Origin of the sequence: Arthrobacter sp. (assembly GCF_031179385.1) — a bacterium.
Classification (GTDB): domain Bacteria; phylum Actinomycetota; class Actinomycetes; order Actinomycetales; family Micrococcaceae; genus Arthrobacter_D.
In genome coordinates this window covers 18310-44226 of sequence record NZ_JAPSHV010000001.1, presented here as the reverse complement: position 1 = coordinate 44226, position 25917 = coordinate 18310, and the positions used below count along the sequence as shown (strand labels likewise).

The 25917-nt window shown below is 63.7% G+C and carries 26 protein-coding genes; 16 read left to right on the top strand and 10 right to left on the bottom strand.

Going from position 1 to position 25917, the window contains the following annotated elements; translation table 11 throughout:
* The first annotated feature begins 11 nt into the window (after positions 1-11).
* Entirely contained in the window at positions 12-353 is a 342-nt protein-coding gene (locus tag RIF85_RS00220; protein ID WP_309069892.1) for a YciI family protein, read from the top strand.
* Between the two features lie 19 nt (positions 354-372).
* Here RIF85_RS00220 and RIF85_RS00215 read toward each other — a convergent pair whose 3' ends face one another.
* Positions 373-1095, bottom strand: a complete 723-nt coding sequence (locus tag RIF85_RS00215; RefSeq protein ID WP_309069891.1) for a TetR/AcrR family transcriptional regulator C-terminal domain-containing protein — start codon at positions 1093-1095, stop codon at positions 373-375.
* Between the two features lie 120 nt (positions 1096-1215).
* Between RIF85_RS00215 and RIF85_RS00210 the strand changes: the two genes are divergently transcribed.
* The 4 genes from RIF85_RS00210 (at position 1216) to RIF85_RS00195 (ending at position 3738) form a co-directional block, all read left to right on the top strand.
* A complete protein-coding gene (locus RIF85_RS00210; RefSeq protein ID WP_309069890.1) occupies positions 1216-1875 on the top strand; it encodes a DUF2306 domain-containing protein in 660 nt (219 codons plus the stop codon).
* A gap of 90 nt (positions 1876-1965) precedes the next feature.
* Positions 1966-2268, top strand: a complete 303-nt coding sequence (locus tag RIF85_RS00205; protein ID WP_309069889.1) for a DUF4193 domain-containing protein — start codon at positions 1966-1968, stop codon at positions 2266-2268.
* Between the two features lie 52 nt (positions 2269-2320).
* On the top strand, positions 2321-3037 hold the full coding sequence (locus RIF85_RS00200; protein ID WP_309069888.1) for a VOC family protein: 717 nt from the start codon (positions 2321-2323) through the stop codon (positions 3035-3037).
* Positions 3038-3498: 461 nt separating this feature from the next.
* The gene (locus RIF85_RS00195; RefSeq protein ID WP_309069887.1) at positions 3499-3738 is read left to right on the top strand and encodes a hypothetical protein; all 240 of its coding nucleotides are present in this window, start codon (positions 3499-3501) and stop codon (positions 3736-3738) included.
* A gap of 47 nt (positions 3739-3785) precedes the next feature.
* Here RIF85_RS00195 and RIF85_RS00190 read toward each other — a convergent pair whose 3' ends face one another.
* Positions 3786-4376, bottom strand: coding sequence for a YdeI/OmpD-associated family protein (locus RIF85_RS00190; protein ID WP_309069886.1), 591 nt, complete (start codon positions 4374-4376; stop codon positions 3786-3788).
* Positions 4377-4503: 127 nt separating this feature from the next.
* On the opposite strand from RIF85_RS00190, the gene RIF85_RS00185 reads away from it, so the two are divergent.
* The 3 genes from RIF85_RS00185 to RIF85_RS00175 all read left to right on the top strand — a co-directional run bounded on the left by RIF85_RS00185 (position 4504) and on the right by RIF85_RS00175 (position 6786).
* Positions 4504-5043: an NUDIX hydrolase family protein gene (locus tag RIF85_RS00185; protein ID WP_309069885.1), complete on the top strand. Its 540-nt coding sequence runs from the start codon at positions 4504-4506 to the stop codon at positions 5041-5043.
* A gap of 73 nt (positions 5044-5116) precedes the next feature.
* Positions 5117-5965: a DUF6707 family protein gene (locus RIF85_RS00180; protein WP_309069884.1), complete on the top strand. Its 849-nt coding sequence runs from the start codon at positions 5117-5119 to the stop codon at positions 5963-5965.
* 41 nt (positions 5966-6006) lie between these two features.
* The gene (locus tag RIF85_RS00175) at positions 6007-6786 is read left to right on the top strand and encodes an SRPBCC domain-containing protein (protein WP_309069883.1); all 780 of its coding nucleotides are present in this window, start codon (positions 6007-6009) and stop codon (positions 6784-6786) included.
* Here the strand turns inward: RIF85_RS00175 and RIF85_RS00170 are convergent.
* Positions 6783-7787: an FUSC family protein gene (locus RIF85_RS00170; protein ID WP_309069882.1), complete on the bottom strand. Its 1005-nt coding sequence runs from the start codon at positions 7785-7787 to the stop codon at positions 6783-6785. The genes RIF85_RS00175 and RIF85_RS00170 overlap by 4 nt on opposite strands.
* Positions 7788-7871: 84 nt before the next feature.
* Here RIF85_RS00170 and tgt point away from each other — a divergent pair, with 84 nt between their 5' ends.
* Together tgt and RIF85_RS00160 are read left to right on the top strand one after the other, a co-directional pair.
* Positions 7872-9122: a tRNA guanosine(34) transglycosylase Tgt gene (gene tgt / locus RIF85_RS00165; RefSeq protein ID WP_309069881.1), complete on the top strand. Its 1251-nt coding sequence runs from the start codon at positions 7872-7874 to the stop codon at positions 9120-9122.
* A 173-nt stretch (positions 9123-9295) separates the two neighbouring features.
* Positions 9296-10234, top strand: a complete 939-nt coding sequence (locus RIF85_RS00160; RefSeq protein ID WP_309069880.1) for a hypothetical protein — start codon at positions 9296-9298, stop codon at positions 10232-10234.
* Between the two features lie 58 nt (positions 10235-10292).
* On the opposite strand, the gene RIF85_RS00155 is transcribed toward RIF85_RS00160, so the two are convergent.
* Positions 10293-10997 carry a queuosine precursor transporter gene (locus RIF85_RS00155; protein ID WP_309069879.1) on the bottom strand — a complete coding sequence of 235 codons (705 nt, stop codon included), beginning with the start codon at positions 10995-10997 and terminating at the stop codon, positions 10293-10295.
* 188 nt (positions 10998-11185) lie between these two features.
* Between RIF85_RS00155 and RIF85_RS00150 the strand changes: the two genes are divergently transcribed.
* Positions 11186-11845, top strand: a complete 660-nt coding sequence (locus tag RIF85_RS00150; protein WP_309069878.1) for a TetR family transcriptional regulator — start codon at positions 11186-11188, stop codon at positions 11843-11845.
* A gap of 81 nt (positions 11846-11926) precedes the next feature.
* Here RIF85_RS00150 and RIF85_RS00145 read toward each other — a convergent pair whose 3' ends face one another.
* The 4 genes from RIF85_RS00145 to RIF85_RS00130 form a co-directional block, all read right to left on the bottom strand.
* Complete coding sequence (locus RIF85_RS00145; protein ID WP_309069877.1) at positions 11927-12730, bottom strand: ABC transporter permease; 804 nt, start codon at positions 12728-12730, stop codon at positions 11927-11929.
* Between the two features lie 10 nt (positions 12731-12740).
* A complete protein-coding gene (locus RIF85_RS00140; RefSeq protein WP_309069876.1) occupies positions 12741-13670 on the bottom strand; it encodes an ABC transporter permease in 930 nt (309 codons plus the stop codon).
* Positions 13671-13852: 182 nt separating this feature from the next.
* Positions 13853-15052, bottom strand: coding sequence for an ABC transporter substrate-binding protein (locus RIF85_RS00135; protein WP_309069875.1), 1200 nt, complete (start codon positions 15050-15052; stop codon positions 13853-13855).
* A gap of 52 nt (positions 15053-15104) precedes the next feature.
* Positions 15105-16172 (bottom strand): ABC transporter ATP-binding protein, encoded by a 1068-nt coding sequence (locus RIF85_RS00130; RefSeq protein ID WP_375164376.1) that lies wholly within the window; start codon positions 16170-16172, stop codon positions 15105-15107.
* A 163-nt stretch (positions 16173-16335) separates the two neighbouring features.
* Here RIF85_RS00130 and RIF85_RS00125 point away from each other — a divergent pair, with 163 nt between their 5' ends.
* The 5 genes from RIF85_RS00125 to RIF85_RS00105 all read left to right on the top strand — a co-directional run bounded on the left by RIF85_RS00125 (position 16336) and on the right by RIF85_RS00105 (position 23686).
* Positions 16336-17112, top strand: coding sequence for a winged helix-turn-helix domain-containing protein (locus RIF85_RS00125; protein ID WP_309069874.1), 777 nt, complete (start codon positions 16336-16338; stop codon positions 17110-17112).
* Positions 17109-17936, top strand: a complete 828-nt coding sequence (locus tag RIF85_RS00120; protein WP_309069873.1) for a hypothetical protein — start codon at positions 17109-17111, stop codon at positions 17934-17936. The genes RIF85_RS00125 and RIF85_RS00120 overlap by 4 nt, the downstream gene beginning before the upstream one ends.
* A gap of 78 nt (positions 17937-18014) precedes the next feature.
* On the top strand, positions 18015-18464 hold the full coding sequence (locus tag RIF85_RS00115; RefSeq protein ID WP_309069872.1) for a YdeI/OmpD-associated family protein: 450 nt from the start codon (positions 18015-18017) through the stop codon (positions 18462-18464).
* Positions 18465-18504: 40 nt separating this feature from the next.
* Positions 18505-19335, top strand: coding sequence for a bifunctional hydroxymethylpyrimidine kinase/phosphomethylpyrimidine kinase (gene thiD / locus RIF85_RS00110; protein ID WP_309069871.1), 831 nt, complete (start codon positions 18505-18507; stop codon positions 19333-19335).
* 253 nt (positions 19336-19588) lie between these two features.
* Entirely contained in the window at positions 19589-23686 is a 4098-nt protein-coding gene (locus tag RIF85_RS00105; RefSeq protein ID WP_309069870.1) for a S8 family serine peptidase, read from the top strand.
* A gap of 87 nt (positions 23687-23773) precedes the next feature.
* Here the strand turns inward: RIF85_RS00105 and RIF85_RS00100 are convergent, their stop codons facing one another.
* Together RIF85_RS00100 and RIF85_RS00095 are read right to left on the bottom strand one after the other, a co-directional pair.
* The gene (locus RIF85_RS00100; RefSeq protein ID WP_309069869.1) at positions 23774-24319 is read right to left on the bottom strand and encodes a CGNR zinc finger domain-containing protein; all 546 of its coding nucleotides are present in this window, start codon (positions 24317-24319) and stop codon (positions 23774-23776) included.
* 37 nt (positions 24320-24356) lie between these two features.
* Complete coding sequence (locus RIF85_RS00095) at positions 24357-25865, bottom strand: helix-turn-helix domain-containing protein (protein WP_309069868.1); 1509 nt, start codon at positions 25863-25865, stop codon at positions 24357-24359.
* Positions 25866-25917: the final 52 nt, after the last annotated feature.

The window sequence follows — 25917 nt, the reverse complement described above, 5'->3', positions numbered from 1 at the left end:
AAGGAGTAGACGTGACAAAGTATCTGATCTCGTTCCCGAGCAGCGCCATGAGATTTCCTCAAGAGGACCTGCAGTCCGTTTCGGACGCGGCGCACGCCGTCGTGCAGGAGGCCAAAGATGCCGGCGTCTGGGTTTTTGGCGGCGGCATCGATGAGAGCGTGCCGCCTGTGATGGTGGACGGCACGGGGACCGTGATTGAGGCTACCTACCCAGAGACGAAGCATCTCGAAGGCGGGTACACCGTGCTGGAAGTGCCGACCCGGGAGGAAGCGCTGGAATGGGCCGCGAAGATTGCGGTTGCCTGCCGTTGCGCGCAGGAGGTTCGAGCGTTCCAGTACGACCCCGCCAGCTGACCGTCCTCCTCCGCCCGGCTCAGCGCGGGGCCGCCGGACGCGATGACCAGCCCCGGGCATGCAGCCTTTCGATACCGTCCAACAGCAGATCAAGAGCGAACTCGAATTCAAACTGGTCATCACAACCGGTTCCGACCACTGAGTCCTGCTCGTGAGCTGAAGCTGTAGCGACACGCATGATGTTGGGATAGCGCCTTGCCATCTCCTGGAGCATCGCCAACTCCGCCTCGCCCATCTCTCCGGGGGCTTCCTCCGGATGGCCGGGGGGTTCTTCGAATAGTTCCTGGGTGAACCCCCACATACGGCTTCCGATCGCGTGCATTACGTGGTGGGTGAGGTCCACCGTGAAACCGGCGCTGATGAAGATGCCGATGAAGGAATCCATGTAGGCGAGGACGCCCGGTGTCTTGGTGGTACGGGTTTCGAACACCCGACGCGCCCATTGATGCCGTTGAAGCATCCGCCTGGCCGAGAGAATGCGGTGGCGAACGGCGTCTTTCCATTCCGCTCCGATGAGCGGCGGGTCTATCTCGCCGATGAGGATGTCCACCATGCCATCGAGGAGTTCTTCTTTGTTGGCAACGTGCTTGTAGAGGGCCATGGGCACGACGCAAAGTTCAGCAGCCAGCTTCCGCATGCTCAGTGACTCCACACCGGACGAGTCAGCGAGCCCGACTGCGGACCGGAGAACGCGTTCACGATTGAGCCGCAGCCGCGAGGGCTGCGATTTCTCCCCGCTCATCGTTTCTCCGCTCTCTCAGGACGCCTATTGACTAGTGTACGGCGTACACCTACAGTCAAGGGGATCTCGGGTGTACGCAATACACCTTTATCGGATTACATCATCTCCGAAGGACAAACTATGGCAACGGTCAGCGAAGGTGTACACCCGGCAATCCGCCCTGCGGCAAGGCGGAGACGGGAGTGGCTCGTGCCCGCCGGATTGATCCTTTTGAGCCTGATTCCCGTACTCGCCGGAGCAGTCCGTCTTGGCGAACTGACGGGAGGCGCACCGATCACGGACCGCAACGCCCGCTTTTTCGATTCCCCCGTTCCCGTGGTCATCCACATCGTCGCCGTCGTGGTCTATTCGCTCCTCGGCGCATTCCAGTTCGCCCCCTCCCTTCGGAGGGGCAGGCGACAGTGGCACAGGATCGCCGGGCGGATCCTCATCCCTGCAGGTCTGCTCAGTGCGCTTTCCGGCCTGTGGATGGCGCTCTTCTACGCTCTGCCGCCCAGCGACGGACTGCTCCTGCTGGTTTTACGCCTCATCTTCGGAATTGCCATGACGGCGAGCATTGTCCTTGGCATCCGCGCGGTCATACGGCGCGACTTCGCGGGGCACGGGGCGTGGATGACCCGCGCCTACGCGATCGCGCTCGGCGCGGGAACCCAGGCACTCATCCTCATCGTGCCGGAAGTCCTCTCGAGCCCGCCCGATGTGACTACCCGGGCAGTCCTGATGGGAGGCGCCTGGGCCATCAACCTGGCGGTGGCCGAGTACTTCATCCGCAAAAGGTGAGTGAGCAACTTCATCAGAGGCGACAATGCGCTGCGGGCCCCTGACCTGTACGATGTTTCAGCACATCAACAAGGAGGAGCAGCACCCCACATGGCTACTGACTACGACGCCCCCCGCGTCCGCGAGGAAGATCAACCGGCGAACGAGTCGCTCGAGGCGCTGAAAGCCGAGCGTAGCTCAGCTGCAAAGACAGCCGTCATCGACGTCGATGAAGCCGATACCGCAGAAGGTTTCGACCTGCCCGGCGCAATGCTCGACGAGGAACTACAGATCCACGTTGTTCCCGCACAGGCGGACGAATTCACCTGCATGTCTTGTTTCCTGGTACGGCACCGCAGCCAGCTTGCAAGAGAAGATAACGGCGCCAAGTTCTGCGCCGACTGCGAGAGCTGAATACACCCGGATCCGTGGGCACACTCGGCCGGACTGGCCTAGGGTGTGAGCCATGTATCTGGAAAACCTCGTCATCGACGCAGTTGAACCGCAGCGGCTGGGTCGATTCTGGGAGGCGGCGGTCGGTGGAGAGCGCCTAACGGACGAGGACGACATCTTTGAAACCCGCCTTGCCCTCGCAGGCGGGCCCGTACTCGACCTTTGTTTCCCACGAGTTCCCGAACCCCCAGCGCGCCAACCCCGGCTCCATCTCGACCTTGAGGGCGGCGCCCATCAGGCCGAGGTGGTGGACCGGTTGCTCCGATTGGGCGCCGATCCACTCGATGTCGGGCAAGGTGACGTGCCCTGGGTGGTCCTATCCGATCCAGAGGGCAACCCCTGCTGCGTGATGGAGCAGCGGGCGGCGTACGCCAACAGCGGGCCGATCGCTGCGCTGCCCCTGGACTCAGCCGACCCGGAGCGCGACGCCGGATTCTGGTCCTGGTTGACCGGATGGATCCCTGTGGCCGGGGCTTACCCCTCCCTCCGCCACCCTTCGCTGCGAGGCCCTGTGCTCGAGCTGTGCCCCGAGCCGGCGCCGAAAGGCGAACTGAAGAACCGGTTGCATCTCGACATTCGCCTCGAGGCCGGAGAAGACCCCGACGAAGTAGCAGCAGGCATCGCGGAGCGCGGCGGCCGTGAGCTTCACCCGGACTGGGGAGATCTGCCGTGGCGCATCTACGCCGACCCGTCGGGCAACGAGCTGTGCGTGCTGCCCGCACGGGACTAAGGCCCGGCTTCAGTCGGGTGGGTCCTGACCGACCAGCCCATCGACGCGCCCCAGGCCCGCGGCATCCAGCCCCGCGAGAGTCCCCGAAGCCCGTGCACCGTCACCCTGGGATGTTCCAATTCGGCACCTTTACGGTACGGTGAGCAGAGAGGGGTACCAGTTACTCCTCAGTACGGCGTTATCAGCACTACTGTTTGACCGTTCAACGAGCCAGCTCTTAGGCCTCGTGCCGGTCCAGATTAGATACCTCCAGCGGATCTTCAGCCAGCAGGGTCCACTGCCACGCGATCGCGTTATCCCCCGCAGGGACCAGTTACTGCGCACTTCCAGGTGCGCCCTATCAAGCTCCAGCGTCACCTCCCGCCTGTCAGCGGCTTATTGGTGACCCCACACGGACACAAGAGACGTCCCGTCAAGAAAACAGGCTATGGACGTCCGGACAATCGTTTAGGACAAGAGCCATGAGCTACAACAGCAAAATCGATCCCACTGAACCGTTCCCGGAAGACCTGCGACTGCTGGACGACTGCGCACTCCACGTACTCAACAGCAAGGTCCATCGCGAGTTGGACGCCGAGTACGCACAGGGGTTTCCCGAGATGGAGACCGAATTCCGGAAGGAAGAACTCGCTCAGGAATTGAACCGGCGCGCCAGCAGCGCGATCGCGGGCAAGCGTCCACGGCTGCTGCGCGCGGTCTGAGAAGTAGGATCTGGACCCCGTCCCTGCCGGGAGGACCGCCCCCTGAGTCAGGGCTTCCGCTTCTGCGGATAGGGTGCCTCATGCCTCGCCAGCATCTCGACGAACGCAGCGATCCTTCGCTCCCGCCCGGCGACGGTCTTGAGCTGTCCAAGCCGGAAAATGAGCGCGAACCGGTTCTGTGACGTGAGCACGTCGAACATTGCCTGCGCATCCGGGTCCGCAGCTATCGCCGCTGCAAGGTCATCCGGCACGACGGCGGTCGCCGGGCCGGCATAGGCCCGCTCCCACCGCCCGTCCGCCTTGGCGCTCTCGACGGCGGCACGACCGGCGTCGCGCATCTTGCCCTCTGTTTCCAGCCGCTCGATGTGTCCCACATTGCGAAGTGACCACATGCTGCGCGGGCCGCGGGGGGTGAAGCGCTGGAGGCTGCTCTCGTCGTCCCGCTTTTTGGCCTGTCCGTCAATCCACCCGAAGCACAGCGCCTCATCCAGTGCGGTGGCCCAGGTCAGGGTGGTCACACTTCCGCCCTTCTTGTGGAGGACAAGCCAAACCCCAGGCGACGACGCGTGGTTTTCTTCCAGCCAGTCCCGCCACTGTTGCGGGTCGGACAGCAGGAGTTCGGGCAGTTCGGCGGCCATGCGTTCAGGGTACTGGAGCGTGCAGGTCGGAAAAGTCCCCCTGAACAGTGAAATCCTGATTCAGCCAATGGCCGAAGTGCAGCGAGTCAGGGTCGAGAAGCGCCAGGTCTGCTATAAAACAGAAGGTATGAACCTGCGCACACCAGACCCTAACCCCGGCTGGCTCAACGAGGACGACCTCTACGAGGCACGCCGCCGACTGCCGATGGTCTATGTCGAGGCCATCCCGGTGCGGTGCGATGCGCTCGGATACGTCACAGAGGTGGGGCTGCTGCTCCAGGGCAGCGCGCAGGGCGAGATGGTGCGCACGTTCGTCTCCGGCCGCGTGATGTACCGCGAGACCATCCGGGCAGCCCTCCTCCGGCACCTCGAGAAGGACTTGGGGCCCTTCGCCCTGCCCCAGCTGCCCCCGTGTCCCGTGCCCTTCACCATTGCCGAGTACTTCCCCTCGCCCTCCGAAACCGGCCTGACCGATGACCGCCAGCACGCCGTCGCGCTGGCCTATCTGATCCCCGTCACCGGGGAGTGCAACCCGCGGCAGGACGCCCTCGAACTCACCTGGCTTACACCCGAAGAAGCTCTGAGCCCTACGGTGAGCGCGGAATTCTCCGGTGGCCGCGACAGCCTGCTGCGTCAGGCGCTCGCCTACGCCGGTTGGGGCCGCTAAGGCGTTACCGTTCTTTAGAGACCGGCTCCTTTCGGGGTCGGGAGCAACAGGTGCAGCGAGGTGGGACCTTCCGATGATCGACAGCGACGTGGACGCGCGGATTCAGCCGCTTGCCGCCGAGGCAGTGACCGCCGGCCGCAAGCTCCTGCTGCCGGGAGGCGAGCGCACCAGCGAAGTGGTGGACACCGCCGTCGAGCTTGATGATTTCGGTGTCCCGGCAGTGGTGGTGGCCATCCTCGAATCCGGGGAGAAGGTGCGGATAGCCACGGGCTCCACAGTGCAGGTTGAGGCGCCCGAGGAACTCGCGCAGATCGTCACGGACGAGGGGTCGCCGGAGGCACTGGTCGCCCATGTTGCTGCGATCCATGCCGAGAGCCCGCGTGTCCAGGAACTCGCTGAACGGCTGACACGCGGAGTCAACTTCAAATCCGGCAGCAACCTGCAGGACATCCGCGACCTCGCGATGACCCTCTACGTAGACCTGTCGGATCCTGTGAGCGCGCTGAAGGTTTGCGACGTGCTGACGGACCAGCCGTTCGACGGCAACTTCGGCCGCTGGAACCTGATCGAAGGCTGCCTCGCGCTCGCAGCGCACCTCACCCAGAACGACGGCGATGCCTCCCGCGCCGCCGGCTACTCCACCGCACTGCGTACCGCCGACGACGCAGAGACCGACCCGCTGAAGGCAAAGCTCGCGGCGGCGGTGCGGCAGCGGCAGCTCAACGAGCCGAACCTGTACGACCGGGAGATCGCGCGGTCGGCGAATGATCCGGCGGCCGAGAAAGACTGGCGAGGCCTGCGGCTATCGGTGCTGCTGTACCTCCGGGCGCACGGCGGATCTGAGACGTTGAGCGCTGAGGCGCTGGACCGGCGCATCGCCCACGAACTGCTCTCGATCAGGGCCCTCGCCGCCAAGCTGTGAACCGCTGGTGAGGGTGATGCTGCGGGAGTAGAGTGTCGCGCATGAGCGACTCGGCAGGCTCCCTCACCCAGTCCAGCACCGAACAGCATCCGGGCAGCGGCGCCCCGGCGGCGGGGGCTAACCCGCTCAGCGTGCACATCAATGCGGACGGCCGTCAGGTCTGGCTCATGCTCCGCGAGCCGCGGCTCCTGCGCCAATGGCACGGGTGGGACGCCGATACCCTGGATGAGGAAATCCGATCCATCTACTTTGCGCCGTCGGTGGTCGAGGGGCCGGACCATACTTCCCTGACGGTCGACGGCGGTGACACCTTCCGGATCAAACCCGCGCGCGACGGCGTCGAGGTCACGATTGAACGGGTCGAGGCCGAACCCGACGAGATCACCGAGGGCTGGATCACGTTCCTGCAGCAACTGCGGTTCGCCCTGGAACGCCACCCCTCGGGCACCCGACGCACCGCCTTCTTCTCGGGCGAACCTGCTGACGGTGAGTCGATCATCGAGAAGTTGAACGCAGAGCAGCTGCAGCAACCCGGCGACTCCTATTCCCTCAACCTCCCCAACAGCCACGAGCTGACCGGTTCGGTCTGGTTCCGTACCGATCATCAGCTCGGGCTGACCGTGTCCGGCTACGCGGATCACGGCGAGGGTCTGGTGATCGTGGCCGACGCTCCGTCGCTGGAACGCCGATCCAGTCTCGCCGTGATTTCCACTTACGGCCTCGGAGCCCACGCGCTGCACTCGGCCTGGGAGAGCTGGGATTCCTTCCGTCAGCAGCACTACCCGTCCTCCGGCCCGCTGGAGACCTCGAAGGTGGACTAGACCTTCTGCGGATCGCGAATCACCAGAACGACGACCACGCCCACCGCCGCGCCGATCACGGTTTCCACAAGCCGGTCGGCGAGGAGACTTCCCGTGTCACCCACCGGCGCAGCGAGTTCACTCATGAGCAGCGCCAAGGGTGTGATGAAGACCAGCGCAAGGCTGTAGTGGCGGATCACGAACATCTCGGTCAGGAACTGCAGCACGATCAGCACAAGCACCAGTTGCCACGGCACGAGCGGCACGGCGAGTAGAACAGCCGTCACACCGAGGCCGCCCACCGTCCCCGAGACCCGGTCAAACGCGCGCCGAAGACGGGTGGATCGGGTCGCTGCGGCAAGCGGCACAATGGCGGACAGGATCGCCCAGTAGTTGTGGCCGATGCCGAGCAGGGTGGCTATGCCTCCGGCGACACCGGCGGCGAGAGCGTACCGGACGGCGTTGGCGCTCAGGTGCCCGGACGGCGACCGCGGGCGGAAACGGCGTCCCGGCCATCCGGATCTGCCGCCGGGCAGGAGCCAACCGGCGGTGCCGATCGCCAACGACAACAGGATGCTCAGGACGGCAGTGACAACCGCTTCGGGGATCGTTGCGGTGCTCGGGATGGACGCTGAGCCGGCGAAGGCAAAGACCGGGAAGAAGGGACCGGGAGGCCGCAGCACCCACCGGTCCGCCGCCAAAGAACCCAGTCCTCCCACCAGGACTGAACCAATAACCACAGCCCAGGGACCGGCGTCGTACTTTGCGACCAGGACGCCTGCAGTGATCGCGGTGAGGAGGAGCACGCCGGCGCCGCTCTGGTGCTGAAGCCTGATGCCGTGAGGATCTCCGCGGCCGAAGATCCCGGTGAATGCGCCAAAGACGGCAAAAGCGGCAAGGTCGATGCGGTCGATCAGGAGGAGAACGACGAGCGGAACAGCAACACCGAGGGCTACCCGGAGGGCCGGGAGGTGGTCGTTCTGGGCCGGTCCCACCCGGAAGTATGCGGTCACCGCATGCACGAACTTTTGTTCCTTTCGGTCGCCTGCTCCGCACTCCAGACTATCCGTCGGGAGCTCCCCACCGATTGCTGAGAAGATGGGCGGGTGCCACAAACAGACTTTTCGTTCTCCATCGGTAAACGCCTCAGTGAAACCACCCAGGCCGGTGAGGGCCTGCACGGGCGGACCGGGACCATCTCCACTCCGCACGGCGAGATCCAGACGCCCGCGTTCATCGCCGTCGGAACCAAGGCCACGGTCAAGGCGGTGCTGCCCGAGTCCATGAAGGAAGCCGGCGCGCAGGCGCTGCTGGCCAACGCCTACCACCTCTACCTGCAACCCGGAGCTGACATCCTCGACGAGGCAGGCGGTCTGGGGAGGTTCATGAACTGGGACGGGCCGACCTTCACCGATTCGGGCGGCTTCCAGGTGATGAGCCTCGGGTCCGGGTTCAAGAAGGTCATCACGATGAACTCGGCTGCCGCATCCGAACACGCCGGTGACGATGACCGCGTTGCAGTGGGCAAGGAGCGCCTGGCTCACATAGACGACGACGGCGTGTGGTTCGTCTCCCACCTCAACGGCGACCGCCACCGGTTCACCCCCGAGATTTCGATGCAGGTCCAGCACCAGCTCGGAGCAGACGTCATGTTCGCGTTCGATGAGCTGACCACCCTGATGAACTCCCGGGGTTACCAGGAGGAATCGCTGGAGCGCACGCGGTTGTGGGCGGAGCGGTGCATCCGTGAGCATGAGCGGCTGACCGTCGAACGCGCCGACAAGCCGTACCAGGCGTTGTTCGGTGTCATTCAGGGCGCCCAGTATGAGGACCTGCGGCGCAAGGCCTCCCGTGATCTAGGGGCGATGAACTTCGACGGGTTCGGCGTCGGCGGTGCCCTGGAGAAGGAGAATCTAGGGACGATTCTTGGGTGGTGCGCCGACGAGCTGCCCGAAGACAAGCCGCGACACCTCCTGGGCATCTCGGAACCGGATGACCTGTTCACCGGTATCGAGAATGGGGCCGATACTTTTGACTGCGTCTCCCCCACCCGCGTTGCCCGCAACTCCGCGTTCTATACGCCCGACGGCCGGTGGAACCTGTCCAATGCCCGGTTCAAGCGTGACTTCACTCCTTTGATGGAGGGTTGTGATTGCTACACCTGCACGCACTACACCCGCGCGTACATTCACCACCTCTTCAAGGCGAAGGAAATGGTCTCGGCAACGCTCATCTCAATCCACAACGAGCGGTTCGTCATCCGCATGGTCGACGACGCCCGAGCCGCTATCGAGGACGGGACCTACTTCGACCTGAAGGCGGAGGTGCTGGGGCGGTACTACGCCGCGTCCCGGTAGGCCGGCCCCCCTCCCCCTCGCCCCCTCGCAGAAGTGCCGGTTTTGTGCACGGAGGCGGTGAAGTTCGTGCGATCCTGCACGTAACCGGCGCCTTTGTCTCCAGGGAGCGCCAGTTTTTCCACATAACGACGACGCCGCCCCCGCCTCTCGCCGTCAGCCGTCAGGCTGTTGCCATGACAGTAGACGCCTACTCATGGCTGCAAGCGTCCACGAATTGCTGGCGTACCGGTGAACTGGAGGAGATGGGCGTTTCCCGTCGGCGCATCCCGAAACTCATAGAAGACGGCGTTCTCACCCGCATCCAGGTCAACGCTTTCGTTGCGGCCAGGTACTGGAACTCGCTGAGCGAAACACAGAAAGCGCGCTTCAGGATCACGGCGCATGATCATGCAAGTCGCACTTTACGACCAGCCACCTACAGCCACACCTCTGCAGCGCGGATTCACGGTCTCAGCCTGTGGCGTGCGGACGTGCAAGTCCATATCACCCGACCTTTTGCCGGCTCATCCCGTGAGCACATTGGCGATGTGGTCCGACACCGAGCGCCCCTGTTACCCCGGGACCTCGACATGGTGGACGGACTGCGTGTCACTTCACTCGCGCGTACGGTTGTGGATTGTGCCCGGACTCTCTCCTACCGGCAGGGGCTCATCATCACAGACCATGCACTTCGCCTCGGTGTGAAGCGAGCCGATCTGCATGACGTTGCGCAGCGCCAGAAGGGCTTCAAAGGCGTGCAGGTTGCCCGAAAGGTTATAGAGAACGGTAGCCCGCTATCAGAGTCCCCGGGTGAGACTCTCACCTGCCATCTGCTTGCCGGGATGCCCTTACCCATGCCGGAGCAGCAAGTGGTAGTGCGCACCCGGGTAGGTGAGCACAGGCTCGATTTTGCGTGGCTCGAACAAAAGATCGCCCTTGAGTTTGACGGCAAAACCAAGTACTTCGATTACGCTCCTACTCCCGACGTGCTGTTTCAGGAACGCCGTCGGGAGAAGGCCCTGATGGAGGAAGGCTGGATCTTCATCCGGTTGGAATGGTCCGATCTCTTCACCGAGGCAACCCGCGCGCACATCCGGAAGGTGTGGTGGAAGCGCACCAGAAGTGCCGCTTAAGCACAGGATCGTAGGAAAGGTCCCACGATCCTGCGCGGGATCGGCACTTCTGCGAATGTTAGGCGGCGTAACTCGGCTCCCGGCGCTTCACCCAGCGAATCGCCGCAGTGGTCACGGGTAGCAGGAGTACCTCCACCAGCGTTTTGTAGAGGAAGCCGAAAAAGAGGTAATTCAGGAACGTCGGGAGGTCCGTGATGCCGATGACCGAGGCGGCGATGGCGCAGAAGATAAGTGTGTCGGCAAACTCACCGACGCCCGTCGACGCCAGCAGTCGCGCCACCACGCTGCGTTCCCCGAAGCGGGCTTTCATGCGCACCAGCACCCACGAGTTCAGGGTCTGCCCCACCAGGAAGCCCAGCAGCGACGCGAGCACAATCAACGGAACCGGGCCGAGTGCAAGCTCCAGCGCCTCCTGTTTCGCCAGACCGAAGTCGTCGTCGAATCCCGGGAGCGCGATGATGACCGCATAGGCAAGGGAAGCGAACGCCGACAGTACGAACGTGACAATGATCCCGAGGCGCGCAGCCTTGAAGCCGTACACCTCGCTGATGACGTCGCCGAGGATGTAAGCGAGCGGGAAGAGGAAGAATCCGCCGTCCGTGATGATGCTGAAGTCGCCGGCGACCGGCCCGATCACCACGCCCTTCGAGGCGCCGATGTTGGAAAGGATGACGATGACGGATAGCACCGCCAGCATGATCGAGAAAATGGGGCTGCCTGGGGTCGCGTAACGAGCGCGGGCATGTTGCTGCAGTTGAGTCATGGGTTCGCATTCTGGAAGTGGTTCGCGCAGCCTGAACGGCCCGCTGTATTAGCACTGTCACCCGGCTGCCCCGGGGCGCCATCAATTGTCCCATGCTCCCCGGCTCCCTGAACTACAGATACAAGGGCCGGAAATTGAACGCGTTCAATTCGATTAGACTCTTTTGAACGTGTTCAAGAAGGAGACCCGTGCAGCAGAAGAAAAGCGAAGCCACGAGGGAGCGGCTCGTCGCCACCGCGTTGCGGCTCTTCAGGGAGCAGGGCTATGACAGAACCACCATGCGTGCGATCGCCGCGGAAGCGGGCGTCTCGACGGGTAACGCCTACTACTACTTCTCATCCAAGAACGACCTGGTGCAGGCTCTGTACCATTCCCTGCAGGACGAGCATCGTGCCAGGTCCCTGCCGCTCCTGCGGGATGGGCAAAACCTGGGCGAGCACCTGCGCGCCATCCTGCAGAGCGGAATCGACGTCATGGGTCCGTACCACGACTTCGGGTTCAACTTCATCGGCGTGGCCATCCAGCCGTCGTCGAACCTGGGTCCCTTCAGCGACGATTCCTCCGTAGCCCGGGCCAAGTCCATTGCCCTCTTCAACCAGGCGGTCAATACCGCCCGGCCGCAGCCTCCGCTTGCCATCCGCGCGGACCTGCCCGAACTCCTCTGGCTCGTCTATATGGGCGTCACCCTTTTCTGGGTCTACGACCGCTCCCCCGGCCAACGTCGCACACGCCGTCTGATCGACAACGCCGCCCCGTTGATCGCCAAGCTCGTCATCCTGTCCCGCTTGCCGGTTGTGCGGAAGATTGTCGACGACGTAGTGCAGCTCATCAAGAACACAAAACAGTAAACCAGCACGACGACGGCGCGCGGCCGGCTGCGCGCCCCAGCGGCACCGGCGACACTCACTGGGGTACGTTCAGCCCGACGCCTATTTCTTGTCGTCGCCGGTCAGGCGCTGGCTGAGGTACACCGGAATCATTGAGACAAGGATCAACACGGCCGCGATCACGTTGACTACGGGAGCCTGATTCGGGCGGGCCATGTTGTTGAAGATCCAGATAGGTAGCGTCTCTGTACCCGGCGGTGCAGTGAAAGTCGTCACGACGATCTCATCGAAGCTGAGCGCGAAGGCGAGCAGGCCTCCCGCCACAAAGGCCGAACGGAAGCTGGGGAAGGTCACGCTGAAGAAGGTCTTGACGGTGTTGGCACCCATATCCATGGCGGCTTCTTCGAGGCCCCTGTTGATCCGGCCGAGCCGTGCCTGCACGTTATTGAACACCATCACGATGCAGAACGTCGCGTGACCCACAATGACGGAAAACAGGCCAAGACCTATCCCGAGCGGTTCCAGCACTGTCTTGAAGGTGTTGTTCAACGCCACGCCCGTGACGATGCCGGGCAGTGCAATCGGCAGGACCACCAGCAGGTTGACGGTGTTCTTGCCGAAGAACTCGTAGCGGGAAAGCGCAAAGGCAATCATCGTTCCCAATACCAGCGCGATCACCGTTGCCGCTGCTGCTACCCGCAGGGAGGTCCAGAGAGCTTCACGCACGCCCTCATTCTGGAAGGCGGCACTCCACCAGTCGGTGGTGAACTCCGTGATGGGGAAAGCTCCGGAGGTGGTTGCGTTGAAAGAGTTGAGGACCACCAGCATCAGGGGCAGGTAAATGGCAGCCATGACCAGACCGGCGAAGATCCGCAAGGTGACCTTGGCGGAGGATGAGAGTCTCATGAATCGGCTCCTAGAGCTGCTTGAGGGCGCCGGACTTGCGGGCCAGGAAGAGGTACAGGACAACCACCACAATGGGTACTGTGCCGAACGCGGCAGCGAGCGGCGGGTTCAGGTTGATGTTGGACGCAATGACAGTGCCGATCACCTGGGTCTTTCCACCGACGAACTGGGCGGCGATATAGTCACCCAGGCTCAGCGAGAACGTGAAGATAGAGCCTGCGATGAACGCGGGCTTCAGAAGCGGGATGGCTACCGTTCGCACAGTCGCCCATCCTTTTGCGCCCAGGTCGGACGAAGCGTCGAACAGGTTGTCCGGGATCTGACGGAATGCTGAATAAACCGGTACGGCCATGTAGGGGAACCAGAGGTAGGCCAGAGTCACCACCAGAGCAGCAGTACCGTATCCCGGTCCCGTGATGCCAACGGGGGCCAATACCCAGTCGAGCGGACCGCCGTTCATGAAGGTGATGCGCCACGAGAACACTTTCACCAGGTAGCCCGCCCAGAGCGGCAAGGTGATGCCGATTGCCAGGACAGCGCGCATCCTCGGTGATGCCACTTTCGCCATGTAGAGACCAAGCGGCAGCGCCAGCAGGGCGCAAAGCACGGTTACGGCGAGTGCAATCCCGACGGTCCTCAGCGCAGTCAACTGGTACGCCGGCACCGTGACAATCTCAACGAAGTTCTCGAGCGTGAAAGCCGGAATCACTTTCGATGTGAATGTGTCGGTGGTCCAAAAGGCGGTGATGAACAGGAGGATCAACGATCCGATATAGAGCACGCCGAGCCACGCGAGAGGCAGGGCAAGGAACGCAGTAAGCCTGAGTTTGGGCCGGGCGTGAAGGAGCCGGGAGATCCCATCACCTCGCCCGCTGGGTTTTCCGCCGGGTTCAGGGCCGCTGCCGGGTATGGTTTCCGGCTCAAGGGTTGGTACTGCCATGGCGATGTCCGGCGGGCGTGCCCGTCGTTCCTCCTTCAGGGGTGCTGAGCTTGTTCGAAGCGGTGAATGACGCTGGCGATTGCCGCGTCGAGCTGCAGTGCCTCCACGGCAGGGGTACGACGGCGGCAGCCGCCGCGCGCCGTACCCCTCCCTGGTGGAACACAGGCAGTGGGCTTGAGGCCTTAGCCCTTGACCTCAGTCCACGCCTTGGTCCATTCCTGGTAATTGGTGCAGGTGACGTCGGTGCGGCCGTCGACGCACTGCTCTACGGGAGTGGTCCACATCCAGACCTGCTTGTAGTAATCCTCGTCAGTGGCGTGGAACGTAGCGCAGTGCTCCTCGTTTTCCTTGGAACCCTCGCACGCCAGAGCGTTGGCTGGAGCCATGCCGAAGTTCTGGGCGATCTTGGCGTTCACCTCGGCGCTGGAAGCCCAGTCCATCCACTGATAGGCGCAATTCGGGTTCTTCGACTTCGCGGACAGCATCCAGGTGTCCGACCAGCCTGTGGCACCTTCCTTCGGCAGCACTGATTCGACGTTCCCGCCGTCGGCCTGCGCGATGTTCACAACCACCTGCCATCCGGTGCCCAGCGAAGCTGTGCCGGAGGAAATGGACGAGGCCGCCTTCAATGCGTCATTCCAGTACTCGCCGGCGATTCCGTTCTGCTCCTTCAGCAGTTCGACCGCTGCGGCCAACTGGTCCTGGTCCAATGCGTAGGGGTTCTCGATTCCCAGCTCGGGCTGTGTAGCCATCAGGTAGACGGCCGCGTCGGCGATGAAAATCGGGGAGTCGTACGCCATCACCTCACCTGCGTATTCGCTGTTCGGGTCCCAGGTCGCTTCCCACGAATCCGGTGCCTCCGGCACAGCTTCCGTGTTGTACATCAAGACGTTTGCGCCGCGCCCGATCGGGACCCCATAGCTCTTGCCGTTGAGCGTGTCGTAAATCTGGCCCTTCAGTCCATCAACGATATTCCCGAAGTTGGGGATCAGATCGGTGTTGATGGGGGCAACATCGCCACCTGCAATCAACCGCAGGGAGGCATCGCCCGAAGCGGAGACGAGGTCGTATTCGCCTGTACGCATCAGTTGCACCATCTCATCACTGGTGGCGCCGACCTTGCGGTTGACCGTGCAGCCCGTCTGCTCCTCGAACTCGGTGACCCAGTCAGCGTCGGGGTTGGTGGAGCCGTCTTCAACGAAACCCGCCCAGGCGACGATGTTGACCTCCCCCTCGGACTCCCCCACCTCAGTCGCCGCTGGAATATCGGGGACCTGGATGCCGCCCCCGCTCGAGGTTGCAGGGGCTGAACCGCCGCAACCGGCGAGGACCAGCGAGAGAGAGGCAAGTGCCGCAAGGGGCAAGGCTTTGGTAATTCTCATGGGGGTGTACCTTCCTTGGTGATACCGGGGTTACTGCGGATTGTGTGTAGGTCTAGACGGCGTAGTTGAAGCGGGACGACCACTGAAGACGGACCCGGTCTCCACGGTGGACGCCCGAAGCGCGGGAATCGTTCTGCTCCTGAACAATGAGGGTCTGCCCTGCGTCGGTCCGTGCAACAAATCGTGTGGTGGGTCCGGTGTAGACGATCTCCTCGATCACCGCTTCGACAGTGGAGACGTCGTCCCCGACTGGCGCGCCATCGAGAGGTCGGATATGGATGTGCTCGGGCCTGATGCTCAGTAGTGCTGGAGACCCTGTGAGCTGACGGGCAAGTTCACCCTCGACGAGGTTGGTGCTTCCCAGGAAGGATGCAACAAAGCGGCTGCGTGGCCGTTCGTAGAGGTCTTCAGGGGATCCAACCTGCTCGACGATGCCGTCATTGAAGACGGCGACCCGATCGGACAGCGTAAGCGCTTCTTCTTGGTCGTGGGTGACAAAGACGAAGGTGATGCCAACGCTTCGCTGGATCTGCTTCAACTCAACCTGCATCTGTTCACGGAGTTGTTTGTCGAGCGCACCGAGCGGTTCATCCAGCAACAACACCTGTGGACGAAGGACAAGCGCCCGAGCCAGAGCCACCCGCTGACGCTGCCCTCCCGACAGCTGAGAGGGCAGCCTGTCCGCCACCTGGGGCAGCCGGATCATTTCAAGCGCCTCGGTGACCAGCCTCCGCCGCTCGGCCCGTGGGGTCTTGCGAAGCTTCAGACCGTACTCCACGTTCTGGGCAACGGTCAGGTGCGGAAAGAGCGCGTAGTCCTGAAAGACGGTGTTCACATTGCGCTCGAATGGCGCTTTGCGCGTGACGTCATGTCCTGCGAGCCTGACGGCACCCGACGTGGGTAGCTCGAAACCGGCGATCATACGCAGGACCGTGGTCTTGCCGGAGCCGGACGGGCCGAGCAATGAGAAAAACTCGCCTTGCCTGATGTCCAGGTCCAGCCCCTTCACCGCTGTGAAGTCGCCGAACGTCTTGACGACGTCCCGCATTGCGATCGCGGGGGTATCCGCTGTGCCCGTGCGGTCCTGGACAATGTCGGCGGAGGGTGCTGTGGCTTGCACGGCGGGGTCCTTTCGGAAGCAGGATGTGATGTGCGCTACGTCGGCGTTAAACATATGAAACCAGACGTTAGATGTAAAGTGGATCACACGCGGTAAATTCGCGGTTACGAATTCCTCACCCGAACGGGCAACCCGGGCAAGCGAGTCTGGAAGGATTGGATGCATGCCTCCGAACTCCTCGCCGCGTCAGCGCATGCTGGCGACTGTCTTCGCCCCGTTAGGTGAGGTCGGCAAGGCTCAGCGGGTGGAGGACCGGATAGTCGAAGGAATTGCGGCCGGTGTACTCATCGACGGCGACCGCCTACCCAGCGAGGCCGAACTGGCTTCAGCGATGGGCGTAGCCACTGTGACAGCACGCGAGGCCCTCGTTGCTCTTCGCTCCCGCGGGCTGGTTGCCACCCGCCGCGGCCGGGAGGGCGGCACCTTCATCACCGCTCCAGCCGGACGACGCGCTGAACTGGTGCGCAACCGGTTGCGGCGGATGAGCCGGGTCGAACTCCGGGACCTGGCCATCCACTACCGTGCTATCGCGGCAACGGCCGCTGAACTTGCAGCCGATTCCGCAGGGCCGGACGACGTCGAGGTCCTGCGGCGCACACTGATCGGTTCCGGCCGCGGTGGCGCGCTCGTCGGTGAATTCCTTCTCGAACTGGCTGCCCTGAGCCAGTCGGCTCGCCTCACCAGGGAGTTCGGACGCCTCCACAAGGACTTCGGCCCGTTGATGTCTTTATTGCACGAGGACAAGGACTTCGACACGGCAATGGTGAAGTTATGTGAGCGCATTGCCGATGCCATAGCAGCCGCGGATGCTGCGGCCGCTCGCGAGGCTGTCATCGCCCAGATACGCACCGGGCTGGTTGCACTTATCGATGAACATTCCCGGTTGGCAGAGCCGCCGGCCGGGTCGGAACGAGAGAGACCTCAGAGGAGGACGGGATGAGCTTCGAATCCACGGGGACCGTTGCGGCGCAGGCGGAAGCGCTCCAGCAGGTGTCCGGATTTTTCAGGGGCATTCTCGCTGAAGTTTCCGGGTGGGTTCCGGAACTGGCCAGCCTGTTCGAGGACCAGGGAAGACCCCCGCGGGCGAAGGCTGTCAATGCAGCGACCCTGCCCCTGGTGGCGGAACTGGTCAACGGCCACCGGTGGCCGGTAGTTGGCGCCGGATTCGTTGCCGCGAACTCCGCGATTGCGGACACCGTCTGGCACATGGCCTGGTGGCAGGGCGAGGCATTGGAACCACTGGTGTTGCCGTCGGTGGCCGCTGCCACCGACGCGTACGTGCGCCGGGAATGGTTCACTACTCCGATGGAGAAAGGGGAACCACACGTCACCGGGCCCTACGTCGATTTCCTCTGCACGGATGAGTACACCATGACCATGACGGTCCCAGTTACGGTCAGAGGCCGCAGTGTGGGCGTGGCCGGCGCGGATGTATTCGTCGAGTCTCTCGAACCACTGCTGCTCCCTGTCCTCCGGGAGTTGGATCCTGCAGCGGCCCTCATCAATCATGTCGGGAGGGTTGTGATCTCAGCTGACCCACAGGTCGCTGCTGGAACATTACTCGCCCCCGATGCCTTCTCGACGTTCCCGCCTTCTGATGGAGGAGGGAACCAGGCTGAGCTCTCGGTGGATACTGATACTCCTCGCACAGTGCAGCCCCGTGGAGACTGGTACGCAGGTTCGGAACTGTCCGTGCTCCGCTGCGACCGGTTGCCGTTGGCTGTCGTTCACCCAATCGCGGCGGATCGCAGTGCAGTGAGTTGATCGAGACCGTCAGACCGTTCAAGGAATAATTCACTCGCAGCACTGCCGATCATTCCGTTCACGACTCTGGAGGCACCCATGAAGTTTCGCGCTGAACTCGAATCGACCGGCAAGACCACGGCGGGCTTCGAAGTCCCGGAATCGGTCGTGGAGGCCCTGGGCGGCGGCAAGCATCCGAAGATCGTGGCGACCGTCAACGGCTTCGCCTTCCGCACATCCATCGCATCCATGGGTGGGCGTTACGTGTTTGGAGTGAGCGCTGACCGGCGCATGGAAGCCGGCATTCAGGCCGGCGAAGTTCACGATGTCGACGTTGAGCTGGATACCGCCCCGAGGGAAGTCGATGTACCCGCGGATTTTGTGACCGCACTCCACCAGAATCCGGCGGCGAAAGCGTTCTGGGACACGCTCTCCTACAGCAACAAGAGCTGGCACGCGCTGCAGATCGCAGGCGCAAAGAAACCGGAGACCCGCTCCGCCCGGATCAACAAGTCCATCAGCCTGCTGGCCGAGGGCAGGGCACGCTAGCCGTTGGCGCTAGCCCCGAACCGTCGGGCACACTGATGCAATGGCTACTGACGCACCCGCAATCACCCTGACCATCGCCGGCTCTGAGGCCACCGGAGGCGCCGGCGCGCAGGTCGATTTGAAGACGTTCCAGGAACTCGGTACCTACGGGATTGCCGCGCTCACCTGCATCGTCTCCTTCGACCCGAAGGACAGCTGGAATCACCGGTTTGTCCCGGTTGAAGCGCAGGTCATCGCCGATCAGCTTGAGGCGATTCAGTCCTGCTACACGATCGATACCGTCAAGATCGGAATGCTCGGTACGCCGACAACCATCGACACGGTCGCAACCGCTCTGGCTACACAGGACTGGCAGAACGTTGTGCTGGACCCGGTTCTGATCTGCAAGGGCCAGGAGCCCGGCGCCGCACTGGACACGGACCAGGCGCTCAAGGCCAACATCCTGCCGCTTGCAACCTTTGTCACCCCGAACCACTTCGAGGCGGAGTCACTCTCGGGGATCGAGATCCGATCCGTGGAGGATCTCAAGGAAGCGGCGCGGCTCATCCATGCGGCGAGTGGCGCCGTCGTGCTCGCGAAGGGCGGCGTGCGGTTGGAAGGCAGCGACGCCGTCGACGTCTATTACGACGGCGAAACCCTGGAAGTCCTCAGTGCCCCCAAGGTGGGTGATGTCGCAGTCAGTGGTGCAGGGTGCACCCTTGCCGCAGCAGTCGCCGCGGAACTCGCCAAGGGTGCCACACCGCTGGAAGCGGCGCGCACCGCCAAGGCATTTGTCACCGAAGGGATCAAGAACCGGGTGTCCTCGAACGCACCGTTCGACGCCGTCTGGCAGGGCGGCGCGGGAGACCTTCAGGAGCAGCCCGCAGGGTGATTCCCGTCGCCCGGACTGACCGCGTCATTCCTCAGGACGATTTATCCGGTCGGGACACCAACATTCGTTGACTTGTGACCCTTCACACATGAAGCTGTAGTCGGGGAGTCCGCGGGGGCTCACCGTTCTGCTGGCACCCATCGCACCACAGGGATTCTCACTCACACCAGTCTTAGGCTGAGCCAGCAGTGCTGCGGGGGCTCGGAACGGACTCAAGCGGTATGGCCTTGACTCTTCCTTCCTAAGGAGCAGCATGAGCAAGTCATACCGCCGGAGATCAGGAAGGGCTGTGCTGGCGTCGCTGACCGGCCTCGCCCTGGCCTCCAGCATGTGGGCACCGGCATCGGCACTCGAGGCACCGGATTCCGGCGGGCCCACGGCCGAGGGGATCGCGCTTCAGCCGGCGTTCGAGGCCAAGGTCAGCCGCGAACTCGCGGCCAGGACAGGCCCGACGGCGGCGTACGTCCAGTTCTCGGGCAAGGGTGCCTTCGAACAGACTCAGCCCGCAGAGGTACGAAGCAACGGATTCACCGCACCGGTCCCCCGGGCGGACCGCGTCAAGGAGATCCGCACGGGCATCCAAGCGAAGGCAAACGAGGTCGCAGCGGAAGCGAGCGCTTCCCAGCTCTACACCACCACCAACACCCTGCCCGGTGTGGCGATCAAGGGTGACGCCGACGCGATCAAAGCGCTCGCTGCGCGACCTGACGTCGTCAAGATCACCGCGATCGTCCCCAAGACCGTCGAGAACAAGGGCGCAGACATCGACACCCGTGCTCTCGAGGCATGGACGGCGCGCGACATCACCGGCGAGGGAATCACCATCGCAGTGCTGGACACCGGTCTGGACTACACCCACGCCGGCTTCGGCGGCCCTGGAACCATTGAGGCGTACGAGCAGGCCCAGGCGGATGCAGAGCCCGATCCGGCACTTTTTGATCCGGACAAGTTCAAGGGCGGCTACGACCTCGTGGGCGATGCGTACAACGCTGACGACCCCGAGAACGATGAGCCGGTACCCGACCTGAACCCGCTGGATTGCGAAAGCCATGGATCGCACGTCGCCGGCACCGCCGCCGGTTATGGCGTCAATGCGGACGGCACCACATTCGACGGCGACTACAGTGATCTCACCCCGGAGGCTGTCAACCAGATGCGCATCGGTCCGGGTTCGGCTCCCGACGCCGGCCTGGTGGCCTTGCGCGTTTTTGGCTGCACCGGATCAAGCCTCGTTGTGGGGCAGGCGCTGGACTTCGTCCTCGACCCAAATGGTGACGGCAACTTCGACGACCGCGCTCAGGTCGTCAACATGTCGTTGGGCTCGGCCTTCCCCGCGTACGACGATCCCGAAAATGACATCGTGAACTCGCTGACCGCACAGGGCATTCTGTCCGTGGTGTCCTCAGGGAACGACGGCGACGTGTACGACATCGGCGGCTCCCCGGGAAGTGCTGAGTCAGCTTTGACTGTCGCAGCGAGCGTCGGATCGCAGATCACCATGGACCGCGCTGATGTGCTGGCTCCGGCGGATGTCGCCGGTCAGGCCGCCGGGCAGTACACCGTGAACTTCGACTACGCTGCAGCGGGTGTTACTCCCGACACCCTTCGCGGTGAGGTGGTGATGGCTCCAGCCGGCGCGAACAATGACGGCTGCGCCGCCTTGCCTGCCGCAGGCGTGAATGAAGGAAAGTGGGTCTGGCTCTTCTGGGACGACAACGACGCGACCCGCGAATGCGGATCCACCGTTCGCTGGAACAACGCAGCTGCTGCAGGCTACGCCGGCGTCGTCATCGGCACGACACTTGACATCTTCCCAGCGGGGATCGGCGGAAACGCCACGATACCGGGTATCCAGCTCTCGGCCGGTGACACCACCAGGCTGATGCCGGCTGCGGAAGCAGGAACCCTGGTCCTTCAGCTCGACCCCACCTTCCAGGCCACTGCTACCGGTCCCTCCAACGCGCAGGACAACCTCGCGGACTTCTCCTCGCGGGGCGTCCACGGTTCCAACGGCGTCGTTAAGCCCGACGTCGCGGCACCGGGAGTCCTCATCGGTTCGGTACAGGTGGGAACCGGCAACGGCGCTTCGGTGAAGAGCGGCACCTCCATGGCGGCACCCCATACGGCAGGTATCGCGGCCCTGGTGCTCTCGGCACATGAGTACAACCCGTACCAGGCCAAGAGCGTCATCATGAATACGGCTACACATGACCTGCTCACGGCCGACGGTGTTGCCTACGCACCGAACCGCGTCGGATCAGGACGTGTTGACGCCATCCAAGCCCTGGACACACCGGTATTCGCCTACGCGACCGACCAGCCCGCCCTCACCTCGGTGAACTTCGGCGTGCTGGAACTCGGCACCGAGGCCCTGTCAGTGACCAGGCAGGTCACCGTCGAGAACCGGTCCAATGCTCCCATCACGTATAACGCAGAATACCTCGAGGCATCGACCATGCCCGGCGTCACGGTGACGGTTTCCCCGGCGGCGATCACGGTGCCGGCCAATAACACGGCCGCGCTGACCGTCACGCTGGCGATTCCTGATCCGGCCGCGCTCGCCAAGACGATCGACCCAGCAGCGGAAGCAGTGCAGGCGGGCCTTCCTCGCCAGTACCTCGCCGATGTGTCCGGCCGGGTCGAACTGACCAGCACGGACGGGCAGAAACTCCGCGTTCCGGTCTACTCGGCTCCGAAGCCGACGTCGGCCATCTCGGCCGGCGCGGAGGCCGCCTTCGACGGGCCCGCGGACCTGGAAAGCACCGTGACCCTGTCCGGTCGTGGCCTTGCCCAGGGTGTACCGGGTCAATCGGCCTACCAGTCGATCGTGTCGCCGCTTGTACTGGGTGTCGAAAGCCCTCGGGCCGAGAATCGCCCGCTGGAGTCCCTGTACTCGTTCGACCTGAAAGCAGTCGGCGCAGCCTCAACGGTTCCGGCGCTGATCGACGCGGCCGGGGACCGGACGGCAGGGGTCCTGAACTTCGGCGTCAGCACCTGGCAGAACTGGGCACAGCTCGGCGGCAATAACGGTGTCTCCATCGAAATCGATACGGACGGCGACAGCACGGTCGATTACGTGGTCAGCACCCTGCGTGCCGGGGACCTTGGGCCCGCGGCGCCGACGCTCGACATGATCCTCTTCGAGGTCATAACGATCGACGACGCGGGAGCGCCGATCTTCGACACTGACCTGTACTTCGCCAACGGGGTCGACGGAAGCGTGGACACAAACACCTTCGACACCAATGTGGTGACGTTCCCGGTTCCCGTCGCGGAACTGGGAATGGACGCTGCTGCCTTGAGTGCTTCAGCGCCCATCCAGTACCGCGTTGCAACGTCCAACGTGCTGAATGTCGATGAGAACGGTGTCAGCGGAGCTCCAGTGGATACCACGGACTGGATCAGCTTCAACGTCACCGAGCCCGCCCTGTGGTTCGAGGGCGGCGTGCCCGATGCGGCATCGTTCGTCTCCGCTGACGGCGTCACCCTCAACGTCAACCGCCAGGAAAACGTCACCGACGCCAAGGCACTCTTCCTTCACCACCACAACGCGACGGGGAAGAAGGACGAGATCGTGCCGATTGCGGTGGCAGGTGAGCAGGAGGCTACCAAGGATCTCGACGGCGACAACATCCCGGACGTTCTTGTCCGCAACTCCGCAGGGCAGTTGCTGCTCTACCCCGGCAACGGCAAGGGCGGCTTCCTGAAGAGCCGGGTGATCGGCACAGGCTGGAATTCAATGAATGCCATCCTGGTTCCCGGCGACTTCAGCGGCGACGGCAATGCCGACGTCGTGGCGCGGGATAGCGCCGGGCGGCTCTGGCTCTACGCAGGAACCGGCACCGGTACGCTCACCCGGGGCAAGCAGATCGGAAGCGGCTGGAGCGGCCTGGCCATCGTCACTCCAGGTGATTTCGACGGTGATGGCACCGTGGACCTGATTGCCCGTGCCGGGAACGGCGCGCTGCGTCTTTACCCGGGCAACGGGACAGGCGGGTTCCTCACGCCGGCGCAGATCGGCTCAGGCTGGAACGGCTACACCATTGTCGGGCCGGGTGACTTCAGCGGCGACGGCAACGCCGACCTGCTGGCGCGCGACTCCGCCGGTAGGCTCTTCCTCTACCCGGGCAATGGATCAGGCGGCTTCGGCGCCCGCACGCAGCCCGGCTCAGGATGGAACGGCTTCACCCTGGTGGCTCCGGGCGACTTCAGCGGAGACGGCAACGCCGACCTGCTGGCGCGTGACTCCGCCGGACGGCTCTTCCTCTACTCCGGAAACGGCACTGGCGGCTTCGCCGGCAAGGTCCAGAACGGACAGGGCTGGGGCGGCTTCACCTGGATGGTTCCGTAACCTTCACTGGTAGGTGAGCACTATCGGAAGCCCTCGGCGTAAGCCGGGGGCTTCCTCCTGTTTCCGTCCCTGCGGACAGGTGGACGTTCAGGCCGTCTGCGCCCGTTCGGCCAGCCGCGCCCGGTAGGCCGCGACAGCTGCCCGGTTCCCGCAGCCCGACTCGCAGAACCGCCGGGAACGGTTCTTTGACAGGTCCACGAGCACATTGTCGCAGTCCGGCGATGCGCATACCCTCAACCGGCTCAGCTCCTTGCTGCGCACGAGGTCAACGAACGCCATCGCCGCCTCGACCGCCATCCGAGCCGACAGCGGGGCCTCGCGCGGCGTGGCATGAATGTGATAGTCCCAGGAATCGTGGCGGACAAGCTGCGGAAGGGCATTGAACTCGCGCAGCAGGCCGTTCACCAGCTCCACAACCTGGTCTTCGTCGCCACTCCACAGCGACCGAAGCCTGGGGCGCAGCGTTCGGACTGCCTCGAGCTCGTCATCATCGAGGGCGAGGTTGCCGGTCCAGTTCCAGTCGCGGGCAAACTGCGCGAGAGCACCGACGTCGGAAAGTTGTTCACCGTCCTCGGTATTGACCAGGGCGGCGGCACTCCGCAGACCCTCTTCAGTGTCATTGGCAAAAAGCATGGAGCTCCCCGTTCGAGTGGGCATTCACTGTACGACGCTAGTCCGAATGCGCCTGGAGGAAGGAGTAAACCTCCGTCTCATCCACGCCGGGGAAGGCCCCCGGCGGCATGGCCGCCAACAGATGGGAGTGCGCCCGCGCGCTGGGCCACGCGTAGCCGGACCACTCCTGCGCCAACGACGACGGCGGCAGCTTGCAGCACGATTCCTCCGGACAGCGGGACTCACCCCGCACGGTGGTCTCCCGTCCCCGGAACCACTTCACGTGCGCGTAGGGCACGCCGACGCTCACCGAGAACTCTCCGCTGGGGGCGTGCTCCGTTCGGGCCGTGCACCAGAAAGTACCGCTCGGGGTGTCGGTGTACTGGCTGTAGGCGGAGAACCGGTCAGGCACGTCGAACACCATCCGGGACGTCCACTTCCTGCACGAGGGCTGCCCCTCAATGGCGCCGGTATGGTCCTGGGGGAAGGTCACGCCGTCGTTCTCGTAGGCCTTGTAAATGATGCCGCTCTGGTGTGTCTTCTGGAAGTGCGTCGGGATACCGAGATGCTCGGTGGCGAGGTTGGTGAACCGGTGGGCAGCGGTTTCGTAGGAGACGGCAAAAGCGTCCCGGATGTCCTCGACGGCGATCTCCTTCGCGGCTTTGGCAGCCTGGAGAAACTCGACCGTGGCCTCCTCGGGCAGGAGGAGGGCAGCCGCGAAGTAGTTGGTGGCAACCCGTTGCCGCAGGAACTCGTGGTAGTTCTCCGGCGTCTTGTGCTGCAGCACGTAGTGGCCCAGGGCCTGGAGGAGCACGGACCGCGGGTCATGGTCGGTCCGCTGTGACTGGGTCAGGTAGATTCGCCGGTTCTTCAGGTCCGTTACGGACCGGGTGGAATGCGGCAGGTCACTGACATGGTGCAGCGTGAACCCGAGGTGCGCCGCAATGTCCGCGATGAGATGCTGCGAAAGAGGCCCCCGCGTATGCCCCACGGACTCCAGAACCTTCTGCGCCTCCCCCTCGATATCCGGGAAGTAGTTGTTCTGCCGGCGCATGACTCCCCGAAGTTCAGCGTTGGCGCGCCGGGCCTCTTCAGGGGTGGCCACCTGCTCGTTCATCCGCCGCTCCAGTTCAGCCTGCAACCCGACGAGCGCCTCCAGCGCCTCCATGGGCAGGCGTGCAGAGGTGCGGACCTTCGGCAGCCCCAGGGACTCGTACAGCGGTCCCCGCTGCGCCCGCTCCAGCGCGATTTCCAGTGCGGCGCGCCTGCTCGGTGGTTCCGCGCCCAGCAGTTGGTCGACGCTCACCTCCAGCGCCTTCGCGAGGGACTGCAGCATGCCCAGCCGGGGCTCACGCTTTCCGTTCTCCAGGAGGGACAGCTGGGAGGGGGCAGTTCCGACGACGGCGCCCAACTCCTCGAGCGTCATGCGACGGCTCTTGCGGAGGTGGCGGAGACGGCGGCCCAGGCTGATGGCATCCCCCCCGTCAGGGGCAGGCTCGGCGTCGGGCAGACGGGTGCGATTCCAACTGGAAGTCGTCATTTCTTGACCATACGCGAAGAATCGCATTTCTTTCCAGAGCTTTCATCTAGATGCCCGTTACAGGATGCAGAATCGTTGA

Coding starts and splice junctions, on each gene's coding strand:
- RIF85_RS00215 (WP_309069891.1), bottom strand. CDS start 1,095: ATGAGCGGGGAGAAATCGCAGCCCTCGCGGCTGCGGCTCAATCGTGAA.
- RIF85_RS00210 (WP_309069890.1), top strand. CDS start 1,216: ATGGCAACGGTCAGCGAAGGTGTACACCCGGCAATCCGCCCTGCGGCA.
- RIF85_RS00205 (WP_309069889.1), top strand. CDS start 1,966: ATGGCTACTGACTACGACGCCCCCCGCGTCCGCGAGGAAGATCAACCG.
- RIF85_RS00200 (WP_309069888.1), top strand. CDS start 2,321: ATGTATCTGGAAAACCTCGTCATCGACGCAGTTGAACCGCAGCGGCTG.
- RIF85_RS00195 (WP_309069887.1), top strand. CDS start 3,499: ATGAGCTACAACAGCAAAATCGATCCCACTGAACCGTTCCCGGAAGAC.
- RIF85_RS00190 (WP_309069886.1), bottom strand. CDS start 4,376: ATGGCCGCCGAACTGCCCGAACTCCTGCTGTCCGACCCGCAACAGTGG.
- RIF85_RS00185 (WP_309069885.1), top strand. CDS start 4,504: ATGAACCTGCGCACACCAGACCCTAACCCCGGCTGGCTCAACGAGGAC.
- RIF85_RS00180 (WP_309069884.1), top strand. CDS start 5,117: ATGATCGACAGCGACGTGGACGCGCGGATTCAGCCGCTTGCCGCCGAG.
- RIF85_RS00175 (WP_309069883.1), top strand. CDS start 6,007: ATGAGCGACTCGGCAGGCTCCCTCACCCAGTCCAGCACCGAACAGCAT.
- RIF85_RS00160 (WP_309069880.1), top strand. CDS start 9,296: ATGACAGTAGACGCCTACTCATGGCTGCAAGCGTCCACGAATTGCTGG.
- RIF85_RS00155 (WP_309069879.1), bottom strand. CDS start 10,997: ATGACTCAACTGCAGCAACATGCCCGCGCTCGTTACGCGACCCCAGGC.
- RIF85_RS00145 (WP_309069877.1), bottom strand. CDS start 12,730: ATGAGACTCTCATCCTCCGCCAAGGTCACCTTGCGGATCTTCGCCGGT.
- RIF85_RS00140 (WP_309069876.1), bottom strand. CDS start 13,670: ATGGCAGTACCAACCCTTGAGCCGGAAACCATACCCGGCAGCGGCCCT.
- RIF85_RS00135 (WP_309069875.1), bottom strand. CDS start 15,052: ATGAGAATTACCAAAGCCTTGCCCCTTGCGGCACTTGCCTCTCTCTCG.
- RIF85_RS00125 (WP_309069874.1), top strand. CDS start 16,336: ATGCCTCCGAACTCCTCGCCGCGTCAGCGCATGCTGGCGACTGTCTTC.
- RIF85_RS00120 (WP_309069873.1), top strand. CDS start 17,109: ATGAGCTTCGAATCCACGGGGACCGTTGCGGCGCAGGCGGAAGCGCTC.
- RIF85_RS00115 (WP_309069872.1), top strand. CDS start 18,015: ATGAAGTTTCGCGCTGAACTCGAATCGACCGGCAAGACCACGGCGGGC.
- thiD (WP_309069871.1), top strand. CDS start 18,505: ATGGCTACTGACGCACCCGCAATCACCCTGACCATCGCCGGCTCTGAG.
- RIF85_RS00105 (WP_309069870.1), top strand. CDS start 19,589: ATGAGCAAGTCATACCGCCGGAGATCAGGAAGGGCTGTGCTGGCGTCG.
- RIF85_RS00100 (WP_309069869.1), bottom strand. CDS start 24,319: ATGCTTTTTGCCAATGACACTGAAGAGGGTCTGCGGAGTGCCGCCGCC.
- RIF85_RS00095 (WP_309069868.1), bottom strand. CDS start 25,865: ATGCGATTCTTCGCGTATGGTCAAGAAATGACGACTTCCAGTTGGAAT.